At 61.3% G+C, this 24,458-nt stretch carries 19 protein-coding genes and 1 pseudogene; 10 read left to right on the top strand and 10 right to left on the bottom strand.

The genetic code is table 11. The features are described from left to right. Positions 1-518 (top strand): integrase core domain-containing protein (locus PHA8399_RS03145; RefSeq protein ID WP_145976968.1); only part of this gene is annotated, 518 nt, incomplete at its 5' end. A 74-nt stretch (positions 519-592) separates the two neighbouring features. Beyond that, positions 593-754 (top strand): hypothetical protein, encoded by a 162-nt coding sequence (locus PHA8399_RS22535; protein ID WP_158509249.1) that lies wholly within the window; start codon positions 593-595, stop codon positions 752-754. A 1,153-nt stretch (positions 755-1,907) separates the two neighbouring features. On the opposite strand, the gene PHA8399_RS03140 is transcribed toward PHA8399_RS22535, so the two are convergent. The 3 genes from PHA8399_RS03140 to PHA8399_RS03130 are packed head-to-tail and all read right to left on the bottom strand — an operon-like array spanning position 1,908 to position 3,691. After that, positions 1,908-2,909, bottom strand: a complete 1,002-nt coding sequence (locus PHA8399_RS03140; RefSeq protein ID WP_145976967.1) for an alpha/beta hydrolase — start codon at positions 2,907-2,909, stop codon at positions 1,908-1,910. Between the two features lie 18 nt (positions 2,910-2,927). Further along, entirely contained in the window at positions 2,928-3,350 is a 423-nt protein-coding gene (locus PHA8399_RS03135; RefSeq protein WP_058284741.1) for a MoaF-related domain-containing protein, read from the bottom strand. Positions 3,351-3,400: 50 nt separating this feature from the next. Then, the gene (locus PHA8399_RS03130; protein WP_058284740.1) at positions 3,401-3,691 is read right to left on the bottom strand and encodes an EF-hand domain-containing protein; all 291 of its coding nucleotides are present in this window, start codon (positions 3,689-3,691) and stop codon (positions 3,401-3,403) included. Positions 3,692-3,769: 78 nt separating this feature from the next. On the opposite strand from PHA8399_RS03130, the gene PHA8399_RS03125 reads away from it, so the two are divergent. Both PHA8399_RS03125 and PHA8399_RS22180 read left to right on the top strand, forming a co-directional pair. Continuing rightward, complete coding sequence (locus PHA8399_RS03125) at positions 3,770-4,699, top strand: LysR family transcriptional regulator (RefSeq protein ID WP_058284739.1); 930 nt, start codon at positions 3,770-3,772, stop codon at positions 4,697-4,699. A gap of 586 nt (positions 4,700-5,285) precedes the next feature. Next, positions 5,286-6,188, top strand: coding sequence for a hypothetical protein (locus PHA8399_RS22180; protein ID WP_145976966.1), 903 nt, complete (start codon positions 5,286-5,288; stop codon positions 6,186-6,188). A 766-nt stretch (positions 6,189-6,954) separates the two neighbouring features. Here PHA8399_RS22180 and PHA8399_RS03115 read toward each other — a convergent pair. After that, positions 6,955-8,457: a trimethylamine methyltransferase family protein gene (locus tag PHA8399_RS03115; protein ID WP_058284737.1), complete on the bottom strand. Its 1,503-nt coding sequence runs from the start codon at positions 8,455-8,457 to the stop codon at positions 6,955-6,957. 151 nt (positions 8,458-8,608) lie between these two features. Here PHA8399_RS03115 and PHA8399_RS03110 point away from each other — a divergent pair, with 151 nt between their 5' ends. Genes PHA8399_RS03110 through PHA8399_RS03095 form a run of 4 tightly spaced genes read left to right on the top strand, consistent with a single transcriptional unit; the run spans position 8,609 to position 12,666 of the window. Further along, on the top strand, positions 8,609-9,814 hold the full coding sequence (locus PHA8399_RS03110; RefSeq protein WP_058284736.1) for an aromatic ring-hydroxylating oxygenase subunit alpha: 1,206 nt from the start codon (positions 8,609-8,611) through the stop codon (positions 9,812-9,814). Between the two features lie 59 nt (positions 9,815-9,873). Further along, complete coding sequence (locus tag PHA8399_RS03105) at positions 9,874-10,731, top strand: ABC transporter permease (protein ID WP_058284735.1); 858 nt, start codon at positions 9,874-9,876, stop codon at positions 10,729-10,731. Next, the gene (locus PHA8399_RS03100; RefSeq protein WP_058284734.1) at positions 10,728-11,561 is read left to right on the top strand and encodes an ABC transporter permease; all 834 of its coding nucleotides are present in this window, start codon (positions 10,728-10,730) and stop codon (positions 11,559-11,561) included. Before PHA8399_RS03105 ends, PHA8399_RS03100 begins: the two co-directional genes overlap by 4 nt. A 1-nt stretch (position 11,562) precedes the next feature. Next, positions 11,563-12,666 carry an ABC transporter ATP-binding protein gene (locus PHA8399_RS03095; protein ID WP_058284733.1) on the top strand — a complete coding sequence of 368 codons (1,104 nt, stop codon included), beginning with the start codon at positions 11,563-11,565 and terminating at the stop codon, positions 12,664-12,666. A 96-nt stretch (positions 12,667-12,762) separates the two neighbouring features. On the opposite strand, the gene PHA8399_RS03090 is transcribed toward PHA8399_RS03095, so the two are convergent. Next, positions 12,763-13,824 carry an extracellular solute-binding protein gene (locus PHA8399_RS03090; protein ID WP_058284743.1) on the bottom strand — a complete coding sequence of 354 codons (1,062 nt, stop codon included), beginning with the start codon at positions 13,822-13,824 and terminating at the stop codon, positions 12,763-12,765. Between the two features lie 167 nt (positions 13,825-13,991). Between PHA8399_RS03090 and PHA8399_RS03085 the strand changes: the two genes are divergently transcribed. After that, positions 13,992-16,031, top strand: a complete 2,040-nt coding sequence (locus PHA8399_RS03085; protein ID WP_244270147.1) for an oxidoreductase — start codon at positions 13,992-13,994, stop codon at positions 16,029-16,031. 230 nt (positions 16,032-16,261) lie between these two features. On the opposite strand, the gene PHA8399_RS03080 is transcribed toward PHA8399_RS03085, so the two are convergent. Genes PHA8399_RS03080 through PHA8399_RS03065 form a run of 4 tightly spaced genes read right to left on the bottom strand, consistent with a single transcriptional unit; the run spans position 16,262 to position 22,057 of the window. After that, positions 16,262-17,641, bottom strand: coding sequence for an aminotransferase (locus PHA8399_RS03080; protein WP_058284731.1), 1,380 nt, complete (start codon positions 17,639-17,641; stop codon positions 16,262-16,264). Positions 17,642-17,659: 18 nt separating this feature from the next. Continuing rightward, positions 17,660-18,838: an aminomethyl transferase family protein gene (locus PHA8399_RS03075; RefSeq protein ID WP_058284730.1), complete on the bottom strand. Its 1,179-nt coding sequence runs from the start codon at positions 18,836-18,838 to the stop codon at positions 17,660-17,662. After that, positions 18,838-20,409, bottom strand: coding sequence for a phytoene desaturase family protein (locus tag PHA8399_RS03070; RefSeq protein WP_244270146.1), 1,572 nt, complete (start codon positions 20,407-20,409; stop codon positions 18,838-18,840). The genes PHA8399_RS03075 and PHA8399_RS03070 overlap by 1 nt, the downstream gene beginning before the upstream one ends. A gap of 10 nt (positions 20,410-20,419) precedes the next feature. Further along, on the bottom strand, positions 20,420-22,057 hold the full coding sequence (locus tag PHA8399_RS03065; protein WP_058284728.1) for a phytoene desaturase family protein: 1,638 nt from the start codon (positions 22,055-22,057) through the stop codon (positions 20,420-20,422). 131 nt (positions 22,058-22,188) lie between these two features. On the opposite strand from PHA8399_RS03065, the gene PHA8399_RS03060 reads away from it, so the two are divergent. Continuing rightward, a complete protein-coding gene (locus PHA8399_RS03060; protein ID WP_244270145.1) occupies positions 22,189-22,863 on the top strand; it encodes a TetR family transcriptional regulator C-terminal domain-containing protein in 675 nt (224 codons plus the stop codon). A 661-nt stretch (positions 22,864-23,524) separates the two neighbouring features. Here the strand turns inward: PHA8399_RS03060 and PHA8399_RS03055 are convergent. Next, a pseudogene (locus PHA8399_RS03055) lies at positions 23,525-24,400 on the bottom strand (integrase core domain-containing protein). Positions 24,401-24,458 lie beyond the last annotated feature (58 nt).

Genomic DNA, 24,458 nt, shown 5'->3' with positions numbered 1-24,458 from the left:
TCGGCGCGTCGCGGAAGTTTCGCATCCTGGCCGTGAATGACGACTGCTGCCGGGAAAACCTGTGCCTGGCGGCAGACACCAGCATTTCAGGTGAGCGTGTTGCCCGGGAGATGGACGCGCTCGTCCGGCTCTACGGAAAACCTGCTTGCATTGTCAGCGACAACGGCACGGAATTCACCAGCCGGACAATCCTGAAATGGGCCGACAGGAACGGCGTGGATTGGCATTACATCGACCCCGGAAAACCGCAGCAGAATGCCTTTATCGAGTCATTCAACGGCAGCCTGCGGGACGAGCTTCTCAATGAAGAACTGTTCGATACCCTGGACGATGCCCGCCGCAAGCTGGCGCTGTGGCGCTACGATTACAACACCGTCAGGCCGCACTCTTCGCTGGGGAACAGAACGCCAAAGCAAGCGCGGCAGGCGCTTGAGCTATTTGAGGGCTCCGCGCCTGCCGCGCTTGCCAAGCCCGAAACCGACGACTACCAAAATCAAACCCGCAGACTCTCGTCATGAGCGAGGGACCAGCGGGGGGCAGGTCAAAGCCTCGACGCGGCAGGCCGAGAACTGTTTATACAGGTCAGCTGCACATGAAGGTATTGCCGGGCGACGAGGAGTGGTTCAAGACACTTGCGATAGCGCTAGAAGTGCAGAACGGAAAGCTGTTCAACATGCTGCGTAGGCACTTCGAAGACGGCAGCGGGGGCATTTCAACTGATTTTCCCGCTGCAGGTCACGACCGTGAAGGGTAACCGAACACATCAAGTAGAGTGTAATCCAAAGGGCAGGGCCGTGGGTGAGAGCTATTCACCTCCCGCCGGTTCCAGTAACCGAGCTGGCCGAATTTGCCCGCCGTGAGGGCGACCGACGAGGACTGACGCAGGCATCGGTCCATGCTGTAGCCGAGACGCTGAAAATTGCCGGACACGGTGCGGAGCTGAACCTTCGACATGTCATCCGGATGCTGACGCGGTGTGAAGTGATGGAGGTGACCGGGATCCATCATTGAGCACGCAGTTTCTTCATCTCCTCCCCCAAAAAACGGAGCCGCATATGCTGAGCCAAGACCTCTACTTCACTGATGAGGCCTTCCGGACTGGCTCAGCCTTGCCTTACGCAGTGCCGCGCCCGCGAGCAGCCGATGGAATGCGCCACCCGGGACCGAACATCATCACTTTGGCAGATCAAGACGCCTTTGGAGGCCGGCGAAATCCTTCGAGCCGCCGGCCACGCCCCGCCTTCGCTGGAAACCTCAGCCCACTTTCCCCATAGACAGCGCCTGGCCACCGCGGCTTCCACCTTGGGAGGATTTCCAATGCGGGCCGGCGAAGAACCACCAGAAAACGTTGCACTAAGGCCCGCATCGAAAATCCTTCACCATTCCGGACCTTCGCCTTACCTTCACGTTGCTGCAGGCGCAGCCCGCTTTCCGGTCATTCGCCGCGTGAGCAAAATCTGGAGATGATCGAACTCACAGTCTGCCGGACATTGCTGACGTCCGCCTCTAAGGCGCCAATGACCCGACCCAGCCCGAAGCGGACATAGACATGGCGACGGGAGTCAATGATGCTGTCGGTGCAAAGTTCCATGGCCACTTCCCGAAAGCGGACTCTCGGCAGGGCTGAGCTGTCTCAGGTGATGCTGCGGCTCGCACCAGAGGCAGCGGAACGCAGAAGCGCCCATTGCAAACTCGGCCGTTTGATGCAACCAGCCGAAGTATTGTGCTGCAGTGCAGCCCGCCGTTTCTGCCGTTCGCTGCGACTGCGAGGTTTTGGAGCAGGTGAACTTACACAGTGCCGCACAAAGCGCCAATTCGCGGCGGCTAGATTGTGCCGGGCGGAACGCGTTTCTTCGTGTGAAGTGCATCAAAGCCCGGTTTTGTTCGCCTTTCTCAATAGTGCCGGTTCATTGCCCTTTCTTGAAGTGCGCAGCAAGCGGGGCTAGGGCGGCATCTATGACCAGCGGGTCTTCATAGAATTGCAGCTGGTTTGCGCCTTTGATCCAATGAAGTGCCTTGTCTGCCGCAGGAATCGTATCGAACAACTCGCGAGGGATCATGGGACCTGATGCAGCCTTGTCGCCATGCACCATCAAGACGGGCGTTTGAAGCCTGGTGATCGTTTCGTTGATTTTCCAGCCCCAGATAACTTCTTCGCTCATCGCGGTGATGCGGTTCTCCCACCCGCCCCGATAGGCAAACCAAGGGGCCCGGTTGTCCCAAGGCGCATACCACTGCGCTATGAGTTCAGCGGTCAGCAATGCCTCGTCCGATCCGATAATCGGAATATAGCGGACCTCGCCGCTGTTTTCGTAGACAGCCCGCGCTTCGGCGGCACGCTCCATACGTGCAGCAATCGCCTGGTCGTCCCCCAGGTAGAGTGTTGCCGTGGCGGGGGTCAGATAGTGGCCTGCCACGATGCCAAGCGCTGACACGCGGCGGTCACGAACCGCGGCTTCTATCGCCCAGTTCACCCCCTGGCAGATGCCCAAAACACCAAGCTTGTTCTGGGCCACTCCTTCCTGTGCGGCCAGAAATGTCAGGGCAGCGCCGATATCTTCTGTTTTTGCCTCGCCGGATTCAAAACGGCGCGGCTCACCCGAGCTGGCCCCGTGATAGCGCGGATCAAAAATCAGCACGGCCAGCCCCTGGCGGGCCAAGCGCGTGGCATATTGCACCGGTGACTGCTCTTTCACAAAGGCCACCGGGCCAACCACTGCCACAGCTGGAAAAGGTCCCTCGCCGGGAGGCATGAAAAATTTCCCGGCCAGTGTCTCGGCACCGCTGGGAAAGGTCACATCGCGGACTTCATACATCGGTGAAGCGGTCGTTTGCGCCGCAGCAGGAAGGCTCGCGGCAACTGCCGAGCCCGTAATCAGCCCGGCAAACATTCTGCGGGTTACATCCATCTTCAGTCTTCCTTCGGGTCATTGAGACACGTCTTCGATCACAGTCTCACTGTGAAAGCGCGTTCCATCATTGGTGATGTAATTGACAAAGAGCCGGTTGCGCTGAATGTCGAAGACATCCACCACGTTTCCATCGGCTTCGGTGAAGGCAACCACAAAGACGCCTGGGCGCAGATCGGTATGCACGATCTCTTCCTCACCCGAAGTGCCGGCAGTGCCATCCGGAGCCTCGACGCGGGTCCATCGAATGCGGTCCGGGGCGATAAAGTCCATACGGATGCGATACCCGGACACCGCGTATTCAAAGCTTTTTCCGGTTACGTCGTTGATTGCGCTGAGTTCAGCGCTCCAGCTTGTGTCCTGGTCTGCTGCATTAGCAGGATCTGGGACGGCCACCGCGGCAGCAAGCAGCGCAGCGGAAAGGAGTGCGGGTTTGAACATGGTCGATCCTTAGAGATTGATTGGCGCCGGAGGTTCGCCAGTATTCTGGCTCAGGACTTTTTGGTGCTCTTGGCTTTGACCTTGCCTGCGGCTCCGCCCTGGCTTTCGCTCTGGTCAACAACGTCGTCACCATTGGTGTCGGCGGCATCGAAAATACCTCTGTGGCGGTCGAGGAAGGCTTGCGTGCGCTCGATACCCGCGGCGTGGCTGTCCACGAATTCCTTGAAGGTGACAACGCCGTCGCCATTCAGGTCTTGGGTTTCGGTCGAGACATCGGCATGCGCAGCACTTACACCGGTTGCCAAAGTGCCGGCAGCGACGATCAAAAGGGCATGTTTCATGGGGTTTTCCTCATCAGGATTAACTTCGATGAAGGTTAAATGCGCTTGGATTGACATAATCGGAATGACGGTATTAGCATGGCCATCATGCAGAAAATGAATGCAGACCTGGCCTCGATGGATTTTCGCGTTCTGCGGTTTCTACGGCTTCTGTTGCAAACCGGCAGCGTGACCCGCTCGGCGGAACTGCTTGAAATCAGCCAGCCGGCCGCCAGCCGCATTCTTGCGCGCATTCGCGATCTGACTGGCGATCCGCTGCTGATCCGAACCCAGGCAGGGTATCAGCTGACGGATCATGCATTGTCCCTACAGGGGCCGGTGCTTGATGCCATCAATTCAATTGAGGCTGTTTTTCAGCCGCCGCATTTCAGCCCGGAAAACTCCCGCCTCTGTTTTCGGATTGCAGCCACCGACTATGCAGCAGCCTGTGTGATCGGGCCGCTTATGGACCGGCTGGCAAAAACTGCGCCGCATATCCAGGCCAATGTAACGCCCTTGGTGCCGAACAGTTTTTCAATGATATTGGAGGGTGAAATCGATTTCGTCTTCTATGCCGGGCTGAGAGTGAAGGGCGATCTGATCGTCAAGAAGCTGTTCACCGACAGCTATGTCCTGCTCATGCGCAAAGGCCATCCACTGCTTGAGCTTGCAAACCGGAAAGGCTTGCTTGATCCACCGGATATCGCACCTTACCGGCAGATCGAGTTCAGTTACCCGACTGTAGACCGTCTGCGCGCGGACACTGTCATGCGCATCGAGCGCGATGAGGCGCCAGCGATGCTTTCCGTGCCTTTCTTCACCGCCATGCCGTTTCATGTGGCAAATAGCGATGCCGTCGCAGCCGTTCCATCGCGATTGGGTGGGCAACTCTCGGCTTTCTCCAGCGTCGTCTCTGTACCGTTCAGATCGGGAGCGCAGTTTCCATATTACCTGCTTTGGCACGAGCGCGGGCAATTCAATCCGGCGATGCGCTGGTTCGTTGACGAAGTCGCACGGACAGTTGCCTGAAAGTTCTGCAGCGTCATTAATAATTGCGTTCTGGCGCAAGAACATTCCGGTCGATTTGCGCAAAAAAATGTAGCGGCGATGACCGCTAACCTGGGTGGGTCTTATACGGGGGCAGTGCGTAAGACTGCTATTTGGACTTCGTTTGCACTTTGCAAAGGGCGCTGCCTTCGCTTCGTTGCCTCTGGTGCTGCCTGCAGCATGGGACGTGGTGAACTAGGGCGAATGGATGGCCGCTCTCGGCAGGAGGGCCAGAGTATTTCGCACGGGCAGCAACTGCGGCGCTCGCCGCCATCTCTATGTCCGCTCCGGGCTGGCTGACGTCATCTGGCAGCGGAGACCAGGTGCGGTATCGTTGCAACTCTGGTGCCGCAGCGCCGCAAGTCGGCTTCGAGCCCAACCTGCCGGATGCTGCGATTGGTTTGAATGTCTGCCGTTGTTACCTGCCAAGGTCGCTGCACTTGAGTGTCAGGTCCAATCGGCAACCAAAATCCCACGCCGACTTCGGTCTATCGCCATATTGTTGCCAGCGTTTGGTGTGAAGCAGGTATCAACATTCGCACCGGCTTATTTCAAAAAGATTTTTCACATGAGACTCGACAAACTCCCCATATGGCAGCCAGAAGGTTCATCTACGAGCGGACACGAAGATGAACCTTACGCAGCGTATCAAACCGCTTTGAGCACAGTTGAAATCTATCGACGCTTGTATCTTAGCCTAGATGAACTTCCCGACATCCTTGTAGAGGCCAGAGCGTTCGCGATTGGTGTAATCAATCACGAAGACGGCGAACCTGGATGGTGTGTTTGGGAGTTCATGAATCCGGATGGTGATCCTGAGAACGTGCCGCGTATACGCCGATTTCTAGAACGCTTAGGATATAACGCCCTCGCAAAGGAAGTGCGGGCTGTCGAAATAGAACTTGCCACCTTTGATCCCGCTGACGTCATCGAATTCTTCGCCGGAAATCAAATGTCTGAAGAAAGGCACACGCCCATTCTGGAAGTCATGGAAAAACGGTTTGAACACCCCGAGTTTCATCAGCGTTTCGGCGAAACGATTTGGGAGCAGGTGGCCCGGGACGGGGCAAAGCTGATAGAAGACACTAGCCCCTACTGCCCCCATTCCACCATGGACGGATTGAAAAAGGCGCAACGGAGCATTGTGGATGCTCTGCCCGGCTATGAGACCCGGGAACAACAAAATACCATGTGGCGGTCTGACCAGCCTTTCCACCGCCTCCTCCTAAATGTGGGCGAGCGCTACTTTCATGACGACTGCCTGAAGGTAACTAGAAGCGACGGCACTGTCGTGCTGCACTATGGTGCCGAACCCTATCAGGAACTGACAGTCTTCAAAGAAGCTAGCCGGGTTTCCATTTTGACCTCTACCAAAGGGGACTGGCTGTGCTGCCATATTGGAGATAGATCCTGGCTGGTTGATCCTAAGACTGGCAACAAGTTAGTTTCTACGAAGCTAGGGGAGCAATAAGGGGTGCCGCCACGAGTTTCTGCCCTTGGAGCAAGTGCAGCGAAATGGCGCTTCGTCCGGCATTGTGTCAGCTCACTGGTTCCAACACCTCGCAGTCGCAGCGAATGGCCGGAACGGCCGGCTGCGGCGCAGCAGAAACCCTCGGCTGGTTGCGTCAAGCAGCCGAGTTTGCAAAGGGCGCTTTCTGCGCTTTTCTGTCGGTCATGCCAAGCGCAGCATTCGGCGCTTTGGGCTCAGAGCCAGGTTTCGCCGCTTGCGGCGCCAAAGTTCGCTCTTGCCATGCGAACGACAGCACATCGACCGTGACAGTGGAAGAACAATGGCTTGAACTATTCGGCCGATGACTGGTTCCGATTCATCTGCGCCAAGTCGCCTGCTACATTGGCATTCGGCGGCTCTGAGCCCCTCAGCCGTCATTGCTCTGGGTACGGTCCTTCGCTGACGCAGCAAGCCAGTCACAGCCCAGAGCTGCCGTTCGGGCCGTGTACGCTGGCCGCTCTGCTGCAGGCGCGAAAGTTTTGAGCCAACTTTCCAATAGCGGACATCATGCAAGTCACATCAGCCCTGGTTCACGCTGCGCGCGGCGCTTGGGTCAGCATCGCGCAGACAGTGCCTATTGCAAAGTCCTAATGCCCAGCAGCGCTGATGTCAGACAGCCGAACTGTCTCTGGAAGCCAAAAACTCTCCGCGGAAGCGGTCGGCTTAGACGAAGGGCAGGCAGCTAGGTTTTATAACGTGCCCGGGGTAACCAAAGCTGAGTCCCGGATTAGACCGCGTGATCACTGTACTTGTTTAAAATCGCGGAAACAGCAGCCTTGGTTTCCGGCGGCAGTTCCGGCTGCCCCAGCTCTGCCAGTATCTCCTTGAGGTCAGCGTCAATGCGCTTCAGCAGGTCCTGATCCGCAAGCCCGGTGTTGCTCAGCGGGATGTTCGGGCCGAAGTAGCGGGAATCCCAGACCTGCGTCCGGCAGTTGTCGACGGTGTGCTGATGGGCGAGGAAATTGCCGGTGGGGCCGACCTCGCGGATCAGGTCGACGGCCATCTGATCGGCCGAGATTTCCAGGCCCTGCCACATCTTGCGCAGCAACCCCGCAAGGTCGTCGCACAGCAGCAGGGCATGCAGCGAATAAGTGAGGCCCTGGTCGAGCGAGCCCATGTAATCGATCGTGGCCGGGCGGTTGTAGAACATCTGGGTCATGTTCGAGGAGATCTCCCAGACTGCATCCTGATTGAAACGGCGGGCAACGGAACAGCCGCCGATCCCTGTCAGCGACGGAAACCCCAGCGAGCGGCGCACCTGGCACATCGCCATGTCGCCGACGGATGTCTGGGAAAAACTGCCGATGGCGCCGGTGGCCGGCTCCATGAAATTCACGTCAGAGCTGCCCACGCAGAAACTGCCCTCGGCAGCCAGCTGTCCAAGGACGATGGCAGCAAAGTCCGTCATCAGTGCATGGGTGATGCAGCCGGCCAGGGTGATGGGCGACGACGCACCGCCAATCGGCAGGGTACCGACACTCACCGGGATGCCCGCCCGGGCGGCGGTAATGATCTGGTCCGAATGGATCCGCGCAAGGTTCACCGGCAGCGGGGTGATCAGATGCAGGAAATATGGCTTCTGCCGGAGCGCCTGGTGCGATCCGCGCAGCGCGGCCGCCATCTCTATCACCGCATCCAGCGAGGTGGGGTGTTCGCAAAGGTATTCCAGCGGCTTGGTGGTGTTTTCCATTAGGCAGGCGAATTCGTCGATCTCGCCGAACTGGTTCGACTTTTCGACGTTCTTCACTGCAATGCAAACGCCGTCGACATGCGGCAGTTTGTCGGCAACCCGGGTGATCAGGGCCAGGTCCCCGCGGGTCGAGGGGCGCGGCTCGCCGGTTTCCTCATCATAGACCGCGATGCAGGTCATGCCGGGCATGAACCAGGTGTGATCGCAGTCAATTGAAATGGGGTTTTCGCCGTTGCGGTCCCATAGCGTGGCGGAGCGGGCGGTGGTTTCCAGCGCCCTGCGGGTAACGGTTTCCGGGATCGTTACGATGCCCTCATCCGAAAGCGTGCAGCCGGCACCGCGCAATAGGGTGTCCGCTTCGCCGCCAGGTTCGAACACCACGCCAGAGGTGGCCAGCAACTCAATCGCCGTGTCCACGACCCGGTCCACCTGCGCCTGCGTAAGCAGCGCGTAGGCAGGCGTGGCCAGCGAGTGCGGGCCTTTGCTGACAGGTGCTGCAACGGAGGCGGCGGGTCTTCTGCGGCTTCTGGCGCGGCGCATTTGCTTCTCCTCTCGATGTTTGAGTGATCGCTCAAACTTGATACCGGTTCCCTGTTTTTGTCCAGCCGCGAAATCAGTTTCCTGTAAACTTTTTATTTGAGCGCTCAAATAAAAGATGATACTGATTCTTGCCAGAGGGAAGGAGACCCACATGAAGGATGACGTGCTGTTTCAGTCTGATCCCAGGGCGGGCCGTACCGGATTGCCTGCTTGGAGCTATACCAATCCTGAGCTTCTGGAGGCGGAAAAGGAGCTTTTATTCCGGCGGCACTGGCAATTGGTTTGCCATGTGAACGATGTGCCGGAGCCCGGCGATTTCATGGCCGCGGACTTCACCGGCGAGCGGGCCCTGGTGGTGCGGGGAAAAGACGGCCAAGTGCGCGCCTTTCACAACCTGTGCCGCCACCGCGGCAGCCGGGTCGTGGCAGAGGACAAGGGCCATTGCAAGCACGCCATCATTTGCCCGTTCCACGGCTGGGCCTTCAACTTGGACGGCACGTTGCGCGGTGCGGCCCGGCCCGAGACGCTGCCGGAGCTGGATCCGGTGGAATGGGGCCTGAAGCCGGTGGAGATGGACATCTGGCACGGGTTTGTCTTTGTCCGCTTCAAGCCGGGCCCCCAGCCCGCGGTGTCCGAGGTCATGGCGCAGTTCGAAGAAGAGGTGGGGCCTTACGGCCTGGCGGAGCTTTTGCCCGATGGCAACGGGATCAGCACCACGGAGATTGCCGCCAACTGGAAATGCGTCCGCGACGTGGATAACGAGGGCTACCATGTGCCGCTGGCGCACCCTGGCCTGCATGATCTGTTCGGCAGCAACTATGACGATCAGCCTTTCAGCAATGGCGCCGCGCGGTCCTTTGGCGGATTCCGCCCCGGCGACGGGCGGATGTGGAGCGTGCGCAACTACAAGAAGCTGTTGCCAAAAACCGAAGCGCTGGACGAGGAGCATCAGGCAGCCTGGCTCTATCTTGGCGTCTTTCCAAACCTGGTGTTCGGGATTTACCCGGACTCGGTGATCTTCTACCACGAGTTCCCGGTGGAAAACGGCCGCACCATTCAGCGCGCCGCCTGCTACAAACGCCCGGCGGAGGACCGGCAACTGCGCGCCGCCCGATACCTCAGCGGGCGGATCGACCGGATCACCTCGAAAGAGGATGAGCAGCTGATCGAATGGTGCTGGGAGGCGGCTTTCTCCAGCGGCTATGATGGCGTGATCCTGTCGGATCTGGAGCACGGCGTGCGCAGCTACCACGACGAGCTGCGCAAGCTGTTTCCGGTGCTGGAACAGGACGAGCCGGAGCCTGGCCAGCTGAAGGCCCGCAACGCTGAACTGCTGGCGCAGCAGGGCAGCACATGAATGCGGGCGCCGCCCGGGTCGTGGCGGCGCCCTGAAAAACCGGCCAGGAGGAGCCACGAATGCTAACCGGAGAGAGGCGCCAGGGCCTCGCATTGATCAGCCCGACATTGCTCTATTCGTTGCTGATGCTGGCCGCACCGCTGGTCATGGTGCTGACCTTCAGTTTCTGGAGCCAGAACTATCTGGAGCTCGATACCACTCTCACGCTGGATAACTACCGGGAGGCCTGGAGCAAGCCGATCTACAGCACCTTGATATTCCGCTCGCTGAAGATCTCGCTGATCGTCACGCTGGTGACCGTCGTCCTGGCCTTTCCGATTGCCTATTACCTGTCTTTCCACGTCAAGCAGCGCAAAGCGCTGTGGCTTTTCCTGATCACGGTTCCGTTCTGGACCAGCTATCTGCTGCGGGTGTTCCTGTGGAAGGTGATCCTGGGCTACAACGGCGTGCTCAACACCGCGCTGAAGGGAGTGGGCATCATCGAGGAGCCGCTGACCTTCCTGCTGTATAACGCCAACGCGGTGGTGCTGACGCTGGCGCATGCCTGGGCGCCGTTTGCGATCCTGCCGATCTTCGTGGCGCTGGAGAAAATCGACCGCTCTCTGCTGGAGGCGGCCGAGGACCTGGGCGACGGGCCGGTGCGGCGGTTCTTCCGGATCACCCTGCCGCTGGCAATGCCGGGCGTTGTCGCCTCAACTCTGATCGTATTGATCCCGACCGTTGGCGATTTCATCACCCCCAAGCTGGTCGGCGGCACCGACGGGCTGATGATCGCCAACATGATCCAGATTCAGTTCGGCAAGGCGAACAACGCGCCGCTGGGCGCTGCGCTCGCCCTGTCGTCAATGCTGATCGTGGCGAGCATCAGCGCGGTCATCTTCCTGCTTGGCAAACGGTTTGGAGGCAAAGTTCAATGAAGTCTGCACTGAAGGCTTTTCCGGCCAAATGGCTGGCCGTCTACGCCGTCGCCTACATGGTGTTTCTCTATGCGCCAGTGATCCTGCTTCCGATGTTCGCGTTCAACGATGCTACGGTCATCTCCTTTCCGCTGACCGGGTTCACGGCAAAGTGGTTTGGTGTGCTGTGGCAGACCGAAGCGCTGCATGGCGCGCTGCGGAATTCGCTGGTGGTCGGGCTGTCCTCCGCGGTGCTCAGCACCGTGCTGGGCGCCTGCGCCGCGAGGGCCGCCAACCGCTACCGGTTTCCGCTTAAGCGAGGCATCATGAGCTTCATCCTGCTGCCGTTGGTGCTGCCGGAAATCATCTTGGCGGTGGCGCTGCTGGTCCTGCTAATGCAGCTGGGCATGCCGCTGTCGCTGGTGACTGTGGTCTTGGGCCATGTGCTGATCTGCACACCGTTTGCGATTGCGATCCTGAGCTCGGCCTTCCAGGGGCTTGATCAAAGCCTTGAGGAAGCCTCCTTTGATCTGGGCGAAACCCGCTGGGGCACCTTCCGGCGCGTGATCCTGCCGTTAGTGATGCCAGGGGTGGTGTCCAGCCTGCTGATCACCTTCACCATTTCGCTGGATGAGTTCATCATCGCCTTCTTCCTGACCGGCACCGAGGTCACCCTGCCGGTCTACATCTGGAGCCAGCTGCGCTTCCCTGGCAAGCTGCCGTCGGTGATGGCGCTGGGGACGATCCTGCTGGTCCTGTCCGTCTTGCTCCTGATCCTGGCCGAGTGGTTCCGCCGCCGTTCTGCCAAGAAACAGGGTATCGAAGCTTCAGCCACCGGAGGATTTGCCTGACATGACGTCCCCGCTCCCCAAGCCTATCATCGACCTGACAGGCATCACCAAGTCATTCGGAACCTTTCAGGCCCTGAAGGGCATCAATGCAACCATCAACGAAGGCGAGTTCTTCTCGCTGCTGGGACCCTCGGGATGCGGCAAGACCACCTTGCTGCGAATGATCGCCGGGTTCGAGACGCCAACGGACGGCACCATCGTGATCGCAGGCCAAGACATGGCAGGCGTGCCCGCCAACCGCCGCCCTACCAATATGGTGTTCCAGTCCTATGCGATTTTCCCGCACCTCAGCGTTGCGGAGAACGTGGGCTACGGCCTGAAGACCCGCAAGCTGCCCAAGGCCGAAATCGCCCAAGAGGTTGAACAGGCGCTGCAGATGGTGGATCTCGGCGGGCTGGGGTCCCGTGCCGCGCATGAGCTGTCGGGCGGTCAGCGCCAGCGGGTGGCGCTGGCGCGGGCGCTGGTGATGAAGCCCAAGGTGGTGTTGCTGGATGAGCCGCTGTCGGCGCTCGACAAGAAGCTGCGCGACCAGATGCAGGTGGAGCTGCGCCAGCTGCAGCAGCGGCTTGGCATCACCTTCATCCTAGTGACGCACGACCAGGAGGAGGCGCTGACCATGTCGGACCGCATCGCGGTGATGTTCGACGGCCGCATCGCCCAGCTGGCCACGCCGGAGGAGCTGTACAGGCGTCCTGTGGACCGGCGCGTGGCGTCCTTCATTGGGGTGATGAACTTCCTCGACGCCCGCGCCACCGGCCGCATGAACGGCCATCTGGCGCTCGACATTCCGGCGCTGGGCAGTATCGAGCTGCCATCGGCGCAGGTCCCCGAGGGGCTGGATCTGCGGAATCTGGAAACCATCGGCATCCGCCCGGAGATGCTGACCATTCTGTTCGACGGCAGCGAGCAGACCGAGCATGTCGTCAGGGGCGAGGTAACGGGCACCGCCTACTATGGCGACATGACCTATTACAGCGTGCGACTGCCCGGTCACGCTGAGGATGTGACCATCTCGATGCGCAACACCGCAGGCCGGTCCATCGTGCCGCCCGGCAGCGAGGTGCCGGTGGGGTGGGGCGCGGATTCCATCGTGCTGTTCCAATAGAGCGGGCCGGACGGCGCCCCTCGTAAAGCACGCCGGCAAAAAAAACGCACCGCCAAACTGGCGGGGCGCTTCGTTATAGGTGGTGCTGGGCTGGCGTCAGAACCCGGCCTTAATAAGCTCGAACTCAGCGATCATCTTCTCTCGCAGCGCGGCTGGAACAGGCCCCTGCCAAAGCGTCTTTTCCCGGAGCTTCTCATTGTTCTCCAGCCCAACTGCGGCAAGATCGGCTGGGCTCATCTCAGCCATTGCCTTCGCGTTGCCATGGCCATAACCCCATTGGCTTACCAGGTAGTTTGCTGTCTTCGGCTCCAGCCAGGCGTTGATGAAATCATAAAACTTTTCTTCCGATCCCGGGGCATTGGCAAGTTTTGCATAGCCGCAGACCCAGCTGGACGCGCCTTCGTCGGTGTCGCGCTTGATTGCGATCGGGTGGCCTTCATAGCTCATCGTCGAATAGGTCTCGTTCCAGGCCCAGGCCAGGTAGACCTCGCCGCTTTGCATCAGCTGCGCCAGCGAGGCGCCGTCGGACCAGTAGGTGCGCACATTCTGATGGACCGCGCGGAGGAAGTCCGAAGCCGCCTGGAACTGCTCTTCAGTGGCATTAGTCCAATCCTTGACACCGGTGGCCAGGAAGCCCAGCGCATAAGCATCGTCCACGTTGTCCCCGATCGAGATACGGCCCTGGTGCTTGGGATCTGCGAAGGCTTGCAAGGAGGTCACGTCCGCGTCGCTCAGATGATCGCTGTGATAGGTGACCGAGGTGTTGCCCCAGTCTGCCGGGATGAAGTAACTCTGCCCATCCTTGGTGTAGGCCTTGATGTCGCGGAAGCTGGGCTCAAGTTCATCCCAGCGTTCGATCTTGGACGTGTCCAGTGGCGCGAGCAGGCCCGCTTCGATCCATTTCGGCACCGACTGCGAACACGGGTGCACTGCGTCGGCGCGGAACCCGGAGCGCAATTTCTGGAAAGCCTCCTCCTCGTCGCCGAAGAAGGCGAAGGTCGGGCTGTCGCCATGCTCGTCGATATAGGCGGCGAAGAACTCCGGGTCCTCGTAGCCGGCCCAATCGAACACTGTCAGGTCTGCATCGGCGGCCAGGCCGGACCCTGCCTGAAGCGACAGAACCATGCCAAGCGCAGTGGCTGTTTTCAAAATTCTCATGAAAGTCTCCCTGTTGCCGCGGCCCTGTTCACCCGCCATTTGCCCTCACCGGCACGGGGTGGCCGTGATAAGGGAAAGGTTAGGAGGGAAACCTTCTTGACTCAAGAATTATTTGAGCGCTCAATCAAATTGAAAAGTAAGACCAGCCTATCGAAGGGTAATGACTGATGCGCGATCCCCGCCATGACATCCTGTTCCAGCCATTGAAAATCGGCCCCGTGGAGACCAGGAACCGGTTTTATCAGGTGCCGCACTGTGCCGGCATGGGCTGGCGGCGGCCGCGAACCGTGGCGGCGATGCGCGGTATGAAGGCGGAAGGCGGCTGGGGGGTTGTGAATACCGAGTTCTGCTCGATCCACCCGACCTCGGACAACGACTATTACCCCTATGCTGCGCTGTGGGAAGAGGACGACATCCGCGCCAACCGGCTGATGACCGACGCGGTGCATGAGCATGGCGCGCTGGCCGGGGTGGAGCTGTGGATCGGCGGCGGCATGGTGACCAATTTCGGCACCCGGCTGGCGCCCTTGGGCCTGCGCAACCGGCCGCAGACGGATGCCACCGTGCTGCATCCTGGCCAAGCGCGAAAGATCGACCGCGAGGACATCCGCAACATCCGCAAATGGCACCGCGACGCCGCGCTGCGGGCGGTCGAGGCCGGGTTCGACATCGTTTATGTCTACGCCACCCACGGCTACCTGCTGTCCGAATTCCTCGACCCGGTGAACAACACCCGCAGCGATGAATACGGCGGCAGCCTGGAAAACCGGGTGCGGCTGGTGCGGGAGCTGATTGAGGAAACCAAGGAGGCTGTCGGCCACAAATGCGCCGTCGCTACCCGGTTCAGCGTCGGGCTGGGCGATACGGAAAGCTATGACGCCTTTGCCATGCTGGCGGATCTGCCGGACCTTTGGGATTTGGTGGTGCCCGACTACGGCGTCGAGATGGGGGCGAGCCGCTTCGTCAAGGAAGCGTCTTTTACCGGCAGCATCGCACAGGCGAAGTCGCTGACCTCGAAACCGGTGGTAGCGGTGGGGCGGTACACGTCGCCTGACACCATGGCGCAGGTTATCCGCCAGGGCGGGCAGGACCTGATCGGCGCGGCGCGGCCGTCGATTTCTGATCCGTTCCTGCCGAAGAAAATTGAAGAGGGGCGCGGCGAGGACATCCGCGAATGCATCGGCTGCAACATCTGCTATGCGCATGACTCGCTGGGAGTACCGCTGCGCTGCACCCAGAACCCTACCATGGGCGAGGAATGGCGCCAAGGCTGGCACCCCGAGAAAGCCGGGCGCAGCGAAAAGCCGGAAAAGGTGCTGGTCGTCGGCGCCGGCCCCGCCGGGCTGGAGGCTGCCCGGGTGCTGGGCGAACGCGGCCATTCGGTGATGCTGGCAGAGGCCAGCCGGATCCTGGGCGGGCGTGTCACCCGCGAATCCCGCCTGCCGGGGATGAGCGAATGGGCCCGCGTGCGCGACTGGCGCGTCGGGCAGATCGAAAAGCTGTCCAATGTGGAAATTTACCCGGAAAGCCCGCTGGAGCCCTCTGATGTGCTGGACGTTGGCATTTCCCACGTGATTGCCGCCACCGGGGCGGTCTGGGCATCGGACACCGTCGGCCGCCACTCCGACATCGGGCTGGAAGAAGAGGTGCCCGGTATGATCGTGTCTGCCGAGACGGTGCTAAATGGGGAACCGCTAGAAGCCGATCATGTGGTGATCTATGACGATGACCACTACTACCTCGGCTCGGTCCTGGCGCTGCAGCTGCGCAAGGAGAGGCACCGGGTCACCCTGGTGACGCCCGCGGGCCGCCCCTGCGACTGGGGCCAGTGGACCACGGAGGTCTATCAGTCCAATGCGGCGCTGATAGAGGCGGGCGTCGCAGTGGTGCCCAACCGGATGCTGGTGGCCGCGCGGAAAGGGGAGGCCGTGCTGTCCTGCATGTACTCGGACGCGCGCAGCACCTTTGCCTGCGATGCCATCATACCGCTCACCCGCCGCCTGCCGGTTCTGGGGCTATACGACGGGCTGAAGGCATTGGGGGAGGGGCTGGGAGAAGCCGGGATCAAGTCGGTGACCCGGATCGGCGATGCCGAGGCCCCGCATATCATCGCCGCCGCCGTGCAAAGCGGCTATCGCGCGGCGATGGACCTGGGGCAGGAGGTTGATCTGGCCAAGAAGTACGGGCGCCGAGAGCACACTGTGTAAGGGGGCTGCCCTCATAAGATTCCGGTTTCGCGGCAGTGGCCGCGGAACTGGGGATTTTCCGTGGGTAACTGGGAGAAGAGTGGCGCGCTGCTTGTCCTGCGGAGCGCGAGGTCGGCCGCATGCCCGGCGGTGGGGTAGGTCCAGGAACAAAAAAGGGCGGGCGCCGGGACCACCGTTTGCGCCCGCCAGTTCGGGAGGGGTGACGGGAACCTGTGCCACCCAGGTCCGCTTCAGGTTGCCAGTTGCGCCTCGACCTGCTGGATGGCACGCTCCAGGATGTCGAACATCTCGTCGATCTGTTCCAGGGTGATGATCAGCGGTGGCGAGAACACTGCCATGTTGATCAGCGGGCGCACGATCAGGCCCATCTCCTCGCAGGCGGCGTCGATCATCGCGCCGAGCCGGCGTTCGGCCTCCAGATCCGCCGCCTGGCATTCGATGCAGCCCAGCAGCCCCTCGCCGCGGGCGTCGCCGACGATATCGAATTTCATCAGGTCGCGCAGGCGGGCCTGGAAATGCGGGGTGACGGCGCGGACATGCTCCAGGATGCCTTCGCGCTCGATGATCTCAATATTCTTCAGCGCGGCAACGCAGGAGACCGGGTGTCCGGAATAGGTGTAGCCGTTGGTGAAGGTGGAGGGGGTGCCAAGGCTGCTCATCTGCTCCATCACCCGGTCAGAGATGATGCAAGCGCCCAGCGGCAAGTAGCCGGAGGTCAGCCCCTTGGCACAGGTGATCATGTCGGGCTGGATGCCAAAGACCTCCTCGGACGCGAACCAGTGGCCGAGGCGGCCGAAGCCGGTCACCACCTCGTCGGAGATATAGAGGATGTCATTGGCGCGGCACAGCTCCCAGGTCCGTTTGTGGTAGCCGGGCGCGGGCACGATGACGCCGCCGGAGGACAGGATCGGTTCGGCGATGAAAGCGCCGATCTTGTCCGCGCCGATCTGCGCGATGGCGTTTTCCAGATCCGCGAGCTTGGCATCGCACCAGTCCTCGACGCTCATCCCGGCGGGGCGGCGGTAGGGGTTCACGTCTGGCAGAAAATGCACCAGCCGGGTTTCGAAATCGAAATGGCTCTTGTCGCGCTCCTTGCCGGTCACCGAATGGGCCAGGTAGGTGGAGCCGTGGTAGCCCTTCTCGCGGGCAATTATCGTCTTCTTCTGCGGCTTGCCGCGGCGGTTGTTCATGTACTGCATGGTGCGCAGCGCGGTATCCACCGCGGTCGAGCCGCCGGTGGTGAAGAAGACGTTGTTCAAATCGCCCGGCGCCATGTCCGCGATTTTGCGGGCCAGCACCGCCGAGGGCTCGGTGGTGTTGGTGAAGGGGGAGGTATAGGGCAGCTTCATCACCTGCGCGGCGATGGCGTCAGCCATCTCCTGGCGGCCATAGCCGATCTGAGTGCACCACATGCCGCCCGGCCCGTCGATATAGCGCTTGCCTGCGCCGTCCCACATGTGGATGCCCTCAGCGGTCTCCACCAGCATGTTGTCATAGCCGCGCCAGTCATCCATCGCCATCCAGGGATGCAGCTGGTGGGTGCGGTCCCACTCATGCAGCTTTTCCGGGCTGGGTTCGTTTGCAAACGTGTTCGGTTTTATCTTGGTCATTAAAGCACCTGATCCGGTTCAGAACGGGCGCGGCGGGGTCGCCCGCGCGCGGCTGTTGATGAAGAAGGGCTTGTCTTCAATGGTGACCGGCACCAGCCGCTTGTTCCATTGGCCTTCCTCGTTGACATAGATTTCGGCCCACAGGTCATCGGTGATGCCTTTGCCGAAGGGCGCCTTGAACTCGGCCAGCGCGATGTTGCGCTTGGTGGTCGGGGACCAGACGCCCGAGGTCACGTGCCCCACCTCTTTCTTCTTCTTGTGATAGATCAGCGCGCCGTCTGCCGGTTTGAAGCCGCCGATCTCGATCTTGCGCAGGTGGTAGCGCAGGCCGTTCTTCTGCTGGTCCAGCAGCGCCCGGCGGCCGTTGAAATGGCCCTTGGTGAAATCGACCATCTTGCCGAACCCCAGTTCCAGCGGGCTGCGGCCGCGGCCCAGCCGCATGGCCGTGTGCACCGGCTGGAAGTCGAAGCCCGCGGCGATGAACCCAGCCTCGATCCTGCAGATGTTGAGCGCGTCGAAGCCGATCGCCTTCAGGCCCCAGTGGCCGCCCTTGGCCCACAGCCGGTCCCACAGCTCCAGCGCCTTGCCGTTCGGCACCCACATCTCATAACCCAGGTCGCCGGTGAAGCCGGTGCGCGAAACCCACAGATCCGGCTCGATCTCGCGCCAGTCAAAGGGTTTCATCTCCGCGACGGCCTGCAGGCCCGCATCCTGCAGCAGCGAGAAGGAGGTGGGCCCCTGCAGCGACAGCGCCGCAACATTGTGGCTTTCATCGGTGATTTCCGCGTCAAAGCCCCAGGCGGTATCGAGCAGCCAAGTGTACATCGGTTCCTGGCAGCACAGGCGGAAGTCCGTTTCCGAGAAGCGGAACAGGGTACCGTCGTCGATCACCATGCCTTCTTCGTCGCACCACAGGACATATCCGACCCGCCCGTCGCGCAGCTTAGCGGCGTCGCGGGTCACCAGCCGGTTCACCACCCGCAGCGCATCCGGCCCGGTGATGCGGTATTTGTGCATCGGCGAGATGTCGAACAGCGTGGTCTGGTTGCGGATGGCGAAATATTCGAACTCCACCGTGTCCAGCATCGCAGCGGAGGTATAACCGGCCCAGTTGGTCCAGCTCTTGGCGGTGCTGAGCGCGTCCAGCCGCGGCTGGAACGGGGTTTCGATCAGGCCGATGGGAACATGTTTGGTCATCAGAGAACCCTATCTTTCAGAAGCTGCAGCGCGCTGTTGCGGCCGGCTAGCCCGGTCACGTCGCCACCCGGATGGGCGCCGGCGCCGCATAGGTAGTAGCCCTCGGGGCCAAACCGGTAATGCGCCATACCGTTGGCAGGCCGCACGGTGAGGATCTGGTCAACACCCATCTCCGCATGGTGCCAATGGCCGCCCGGCGCGCCTGTCCGAGCCTCGATGCAGGCGGGGCTGAGCACTTGGCATTCCGTGACCAGCGCGCTAATGCCGGGGGCATAGTTCTCCAGCGTTTCGAGCGTGATGGCTGCAAGTTCTTCGCGGGCCGCCTCATCCCAGCCGCCCTCCAGCGCATAGGGAACGGAGCTGACCACGACCGACAGCACATGCTGCCCGCCGCGGGCCAGCGCCGGATCGGTCAAGCTTGGGATGACGGCTTCGATCACCGGGTTCTTGGGCAATTCCCCGTATTTCGCCGGGTTGAACGCGCGTTCGACATAGGTGGCGTTGGGGGCGATCAGCAGCCGGCCCGCCATCAGTTCGGGGTTGAGGCCGGTGAATACGGGGGCAGTACTCAGAACCAGGTTCACTTTGGCGGCGGCGCCCTTGCAGCGCTGGTTGCGCATCCGCCGCACTGCTTCCACGTCGTAATGCCCGGCGCCTGCCAGCATCATCGCGGGCATCGGTCCGGTGTTGCTCAGAACCGCCCGGGCGGAGATTTCAGTGCCGTCCTCCAGCACCACGCCCGCTGCGCGGTCGTTTTCGATCCGGACCCGGGCCACGCCGGTGCCGGTGCGGATTTCAGCCCCGGCGGCGCGGGCCGCGGTCTCGAACGCTGCTGCAACCGCACCCATGCCGCCCAACGGCAGCTGCGCGCCGCCGCCCTGGCCCAGGCGGTACATCAGGGTGAACACGGTTCCGAGCGAGCGCGGCCCGGCGTAGGCGCCGCGCACCGCATCTGCTGCCAGCGCACCGGCCAGCGGTCCGTCTTCAAGATCGTCCAGGATCAGGTCATAGGCATTGGACAAGAGCACGCGGAGAAACTCGCGCATGTCCCTCTTGCCCATCCGTTTGAGATCCAGCCCCAGCTTGGCCAGCCCCGCCAGCTCCGTGAGCGCGTCGAGGCTAGTGAGGCCGCCCTCCAGGGAAGGCGGGGATTTGGTGGAAAGCTGCCCCAGCAGCCCGGCAAACAGCGTCAGGCGGCGCATCAATTCGGCAAAGGGCGCGGCCTCCGGGTGCGGGCCGCCGTCTGCCAGTTCTGCCTTGCCGTTGCGGATCACAGCGTGGTTGCCGTTCTCCGACAGCGAAACCGCGGGCAGATCGCGCACCTCCAGCGGTGCACGGGCGGAGCCCAGGCCCAGCTCCTTCTTCACCTTGGGGTGCAGGTTATACAGCAGATGCGCGATTTCCGGCGCCTGTATTCCGATTGCAAGCGTGGTGTTGCGGGCCATGCCGCCGGCGGTTGCGTTCTTCTCGATCACGCAGACGGATTTGCCCTTGCTGGCCAGTGTCGCCGCGGCGGCAAGCCCGTTGTGGCCGGCGCCGATGACAATTGCGTCGTAGGTCGGTGTGGTCATCTTCTGGTCCTCAGGCCGCATAGCCGGTCATATTGCCGCCGCGGCCGATGTTGCGAAGGATTTCCCGGGCCGCATTTGCACCCGGTGCGGCCATCACCCCGCCACCCGGATGGGCGGAGGAGCCGACGATATACATGCCGTTAATGGGGGTGTCGTATTGCGCGTAGCCCGGCACGGGGCGGTTGAAGAGCAGCTGGTCAAAGGTCAGTTCGCCCTGGAAGATGTTGCCCTCGGTCAGGCCCACCTCCTGCTCGATGTCCCAGGGAGTGCGGACCTCAGCATGAACAGTCTTGCTGCGGATGTCGGGGCAGGCCTGCTCCAGCTTGTCGAATACGCAATCTGCAAAGGCGCCGCGGGTCTGGCCGTTCCAGTTGGTGCCCGCGCGCACGCCGCCCACCTCCAGGTCATAGGGCGCATATTGCACGAACACGGTCATCATATGCTTGCCCGGCGGTGCCATGGTCGGGTCGATCTGGCTGGGGATCAGCATGTCGAAGTACGGGTTCTGCGACCAGCGTCCCTCCTTCCAGTCGTCATAGGCGCGTTCCAGCTCGTTCAGGCTTTCGGCGCAATGCAGATCGCCGCGCAGAAAAGGCGCGCCCTTGGGGGCGGCGGGGAACTCGGGCAGGGCATCCAGCGCGATGTTCAGCTTGCCCGAGGAACCGCGGATTTTGAACCGCTTCACTGCCTTCACGAAATCGCCGGGCAGATGCTGCTGGCCGGTGTGCTGCAGGAAGGTGCGCTTGACATCCATGTTGGAGGCGACGATGGGCGCGTGGTATTCGTCGCCGTTGTCCAGCGCCACCCCGGTCACCCGGCCATTGCTGACCAGAAACCGGTCGACGCCGGAGCCGGTGACGATGGTGCCGCCTGCCTCCTCGAAACAGGCCCCCAGCGCGTTGGAGATTGCGCCCATGCCACCGCGGGCAAAACCCCAGGCCCCGATCGCGCCGTCGACATCGCCCATGTAATGGTGCAGCAGCACATAGGCGGTGCCGGGCGAGTAGACGCCCAGGCCGGTGCCGATGATGCCGGCGCCGGCGATATGCGCCTTGATCAGATTATTCTCGAAATGCTCGTCCAGGAAATCGCCGATCGACATCGACCAGAAGCGCAGCGTCTCGCCCAGCTCCTTCTTGCCCAGCCCGTGCGCCTGCTTGACCAGGAACAGCAGCTCGCCGATGTCGCGCGGCTTCAGCGAGGTCGGGTCCGGCGCATTGCGAAGCAGGAAGGGCCGGATAAAGCGGCACTGGCGGATCACCGTCTGGCTGAACCGGTCATAGGCATCCGCATCTTGGGCGCTATGGCGGGAGATTTCCCGGCGCAGGGCGTCATGGTCCGACATATAGGCAAAGTAATCGCCGTCGCGGCTGAAGCTGGCGCCGCCTTCATAGGGGATCACCTGCAGCCCGTATTTCGGCAGCTCCAAATCGCGCACGATCTCGCGGCGCAGCAGCGAGCAGACGTAGGAGCAGTTGGAATAGGTCCAGCCCTCGTGCAGCGACCGGCTGACTGCCGCGCCGCCGATCCAATCGTTCTTTTCCACCACCAGCACCTTTAGCCCGGCCTTGGCCAGGTAGCAGGCCGCGGTCAGGCCGTTGTGCCCGGCGCCGGCCACGATGGCGTCATATCTGTCGTGCTGCCCCATGAGGTTCTCCAGGTTCGGCTGTTGCTGACCGGAGCCTAGTAGAGAAGATTTTCGACGTAAAGTTTTTTTAAGCGCTCAAATAAAAATAATCGGGCTGACAGGCGCAGAGAAGTGTGGAACAAGGAGGAAAATTGAAGTTTGGATTTCTCATGGTGGCATCGCAGGGCAGCGGCAGGAAGCCGCGCAAGGAACGCAAGGAAAACGCCGACATGCGGCGGCGGCAGATTCTCGATGCGACGCTGAAATCAATTGTTGACAACGGCCTGGCCAAGACGACGCTGGCAACCGTGGCCAATGAGGCCGGGCTCTCCCAAGGCGTTGCCGTCTTCTACTTCAAGTCCAAGACCGGCATTCTGACCGAGGCGCTGCGCGATCAGTACCAGACCTACGAGGCGCACTGGCAGGCGGCACTGGACAAAGCGCCCGAGGACCCGGCGGCCCGCCTGCGCAAGATCATCGAGGCGGACTTCAGCCCCAAGATCTGCAATCCGAGCGCGCTCGCCATCTGGTTTGCCTTCTTTGGGGAGCAAAATTTCGTGCCTCAATACGCCGAAATCACCGGTGAATTCGAGGAAAAGAGGTCTCAAATGCTTGCTGAGATCTGCCGCGAATTGATACCGGACGACCTCGGCAAGGCGAACAAGGCCGGCGGCTGGATTGACACGCTGACCGACGGATACTGGCAGAAGCTACACTTGTTTCCGCACAACTACACGCGGGAAGGGGCGCTGGAGCAGACGCTGAACTTCCTTCAAACACTTTTCCCCAGCCACGCGGAGGCTTTCCAGGCAAAGGCCGGCAGTTAAACCAACCTGCAGCCTGACAGGGGTTCTCCGCGTAAACGAATTTACGCTTGAAATTGCATGGGCTTCGACCCGTTGGCGTTGTTGAACTGCTCAGGTGGCTCCCTGTTATGGGGCAACGGCCCGGGTGCCGTTTCTGATCGTCGGCTTCTTTCCTGCCTTAGGACTGGCAAGAGGCTGTCGCGAATTTCTGCTTCCGCCCTTATTTGGAGTGCCCCAGGCAAAGTACGCAGTTTCCCGCCATTGTGGCTGCATGCAGCGAAACGGCACTTTTCCGGCACTATGTGAGTTCTCCGGCCCCGGAACCTCGCGGCCGCAGCGAACGGCAGAAACGGCGGGCTGCACCGCAGCACAGAACCTCGGCTGGTTGCGTCAAACGGCCAAGTTTGCAAAGGGCGCTTCCTGCGCAGTGCGACCGCCCCAAGTCGCTCATGCTGCGCCTGCGGCGAACGGCAGCAAGGTCCCGCATCCCGTCCGTTCGATGATGGTAGGTAGCTGCACCTGCGGCGAAGGTCCGCTCCTTCCATTGCTCGTGCAGCATAGGATCGCCGCCCGGCTGGCAGATCCCAAGACTTTGCAAAGGTTGTCCAGCCCCATTTCTATGTGCCAATTCGAAGTAGAGTTTCGGGGGCTGTTGGAGCTCACCCCGTTTCTGGTCCGGGCTTCATGCGACCTTTCGGGCTTCCTTCAGTTGGGCGGCAAATTCGCTCGGCGTCAAGTTTCCGAGCGAAGAATGCGGCCTGGTTTGGTTGTATTCAGCCTTCCAATCGTTGATCTGTGTGCGGGCATCATCCATGGACAAGAACCATGATGCGTTGAGGCATTCCTGACGCAGCCGGCTGTTGAAGGCTTCAATATTGGCATTATCCGTTGGCTTTCCCGGCCTCGAGAAGTCCAGCTCGACCTTGTTCAAATAAGCCCACTGGTCCAGCAGCCGCCCTGCGAACTCCGGGCCGTTGTCAACGCGAATGCTGCGCGGTTTTGCGCCCCCGCCGCCGTTTCACTGCAAGGCCCTCCTCCCGGTAGAGGCGGTAAAGCTTTTTGTGGTTCATGATCATGCCTTTTCGCTCAAGCAGCACGCCGATCCGCCGGTAGCCGAACCGGCGGCGTTTGCCAGCGATCTCCTTCATCTCCTGGCGGATCTCAGGATGGTCCGGCGGGCGTTCGCGCCGGACCGTCTTGGGGTCGACACCGGCAAGCCGGCAGGCCCTGCGCTGCGAGATGTCATGATCCCGCATTGCATTGAGCGCTGCCTCTCGCCGCTCTTTCGGTGTCGTCAGCTTTTTCCCAGCAGGTCTTTCAAAACCACGTTGTCGAGCATCGTGTCTGCCAGCAGCCGCTTCAGCTTGGCATTCTCATCTTCCAGCGCCTTCAGCCGCGCGGCCTCCGATACCTCCATGCCGCCATACTTGGACTTCAGCTTGTAAAAGGTTGCCGGGCTCAGGCCGTGCCGGCGGCACACCTCCGCCGTCGGCATCCCGGCTTCCTGCTCTTTGATCATCCCGATGATTTGCGCCTCGGTGAAACGGCTCTTACGCATTCGTCTGCTCCTACATAGGTTGGACAGACTCTACTTCATGGTGAGGGATTTTGCGGGG

Origin of the sequence: Leisingera aquaemixtae (genome assembly GCF_001458395.1) — a bacterium.
GTDB classification, from domain to species: domain Bacteria; phylum Pseudomonadota; class Alphaproteobacteria; order Rhodobacterales; family Rhodobacteraceae; genus Leisingera; species Leisingera aquaemixtae.
This window is presented reverse-complemented; position numbering and strand designations above follow the sequence as displayed.

Excerpts from the sequence above, each read along its gene's own strand:
- PHA8399_RS03080 (WP_058284731.1), bottom strand. The coding sequence starts at position 17,641 with ATGACCAAGATAAAACCGAACACGTTTGCAAACGAACCCAGCCCGGAA.
- PHA8399_RS03070 (WP_244270146.1), bottom strand. The coding sequence starts at position 20,409 with ATGACCACACCGACCTACGACGCAATTGTCATCGGCGCCGGCCACAAC.
- PHA8399_RS03115 (WP_058284737.1), bottom strand. The coding sequence starts at position 8,457 with ATGCGCCGCGCCAGAAGCCGCAGAAGACCCGCCGCCTCCGTTGCAGCA.
- PHA8399_RS03105 (WP_058284735.1), top strand. The coding sequence starts at position 9,874 with ATGCTAACCGGAGAGAGGCGCCAGGGCCTCGCATTGATCAGCCCGACA.
- PHA8399_RS03100 (WP_058284734.1), top strand. The coding sequence starts at position 10,728 with ATGAAGTCTGCACTGAAGGCTTTTCCGGCCAAATGGCTGGCCGTCTAC.
- PHA8399_RS03125 (WP_058284739.1), top strand. The coding sequence starts at position 3,770 with ATGGCCATCATGCAGAAAATGAATGCAGACCTGGCCTCGATGGATTTT.
- PHA8399_RS03075 (WP_058284730.1), bottom strand. The coding sequence starts at position 18,838 with ATGACCAAACATGTTCCCATCGGCCTGATCGAAACCCCGTTCCAGCCG.
- PHA8399_RS03135 (WP_058284741.1), bottom strand. The coding sequence starts at position 3,350 with ATGTTCAAACCCGCACTCCTTTCCGCTGCGCTGCTTGCTGCCGCGGTG.
- PHA8399_RS03095 (WP_058284733.1), top strand. The coding sequence starts at position 11,563 with ATGACGTCCCCGCTCCCCAAGCCTATCATCGACCTGACAGGCATCACC.
- PHA8399_RS03065 (WP_058284728.1), bottom strand. The coding sequence starts at position 22,057 with ATGGGGCAGCACGACAGATATGACGCCATCGTGGCCGGCGCCGGGCAC.
- PHA8399_RS22180 (WP_145976966.1), top strand. The coding sequence starts at position 5,286 with ATGAGACTCGACAAACTCCCCATATGGCAGCCAGAAGGTTCATCTACG.
- PHA8399_RS03130 (WP_058284740.1), bottom strand. The coding sequence starts at position 3,691 with ATGAAACATGCCCTTTTGATCGTCGCTGCCGGCACTTTGGCAACCGGT.
- PHA8399_RS03085 (WP_244270147.1), top strand. The coding sequence starts at position 13,992 with ATGCGCGATCCCCGCCATGACATCCTGTTCCAGCCATTGAAAATCGGC.
- PHA8399_RS03090 (WP_058284743.1), bottom strand. The coding sequence starts at position 13,824 with ATGAGAATTTTGAAAACAGCCACTGCGCTTGGCATGGTTCTGTCGCTT.
- PHA8399_RS03140 (WP_145976967.1), bottom strand. The coding sequence starts at position 2,909 with ATGGATGTAACCCGCAGAATGTTTGCCGGGCTGATTACGGGCTCGGCA.
- PHA8399_RS03110 (WP_058284736.1), top strand. The coding sequence starts at position 8,609 with ATGAAGGATGACGTGCTGTTTCAGTCTGATCCCAGGGCGGGCCGTACC.
- PHA8399_RS22535 (WP_158509249.1), top strand. The coding sequence starts at position 593 with ATGAAGGTATTGCCGGGCGACGAGGAGTGGTTCAAGACACTTGCGATA.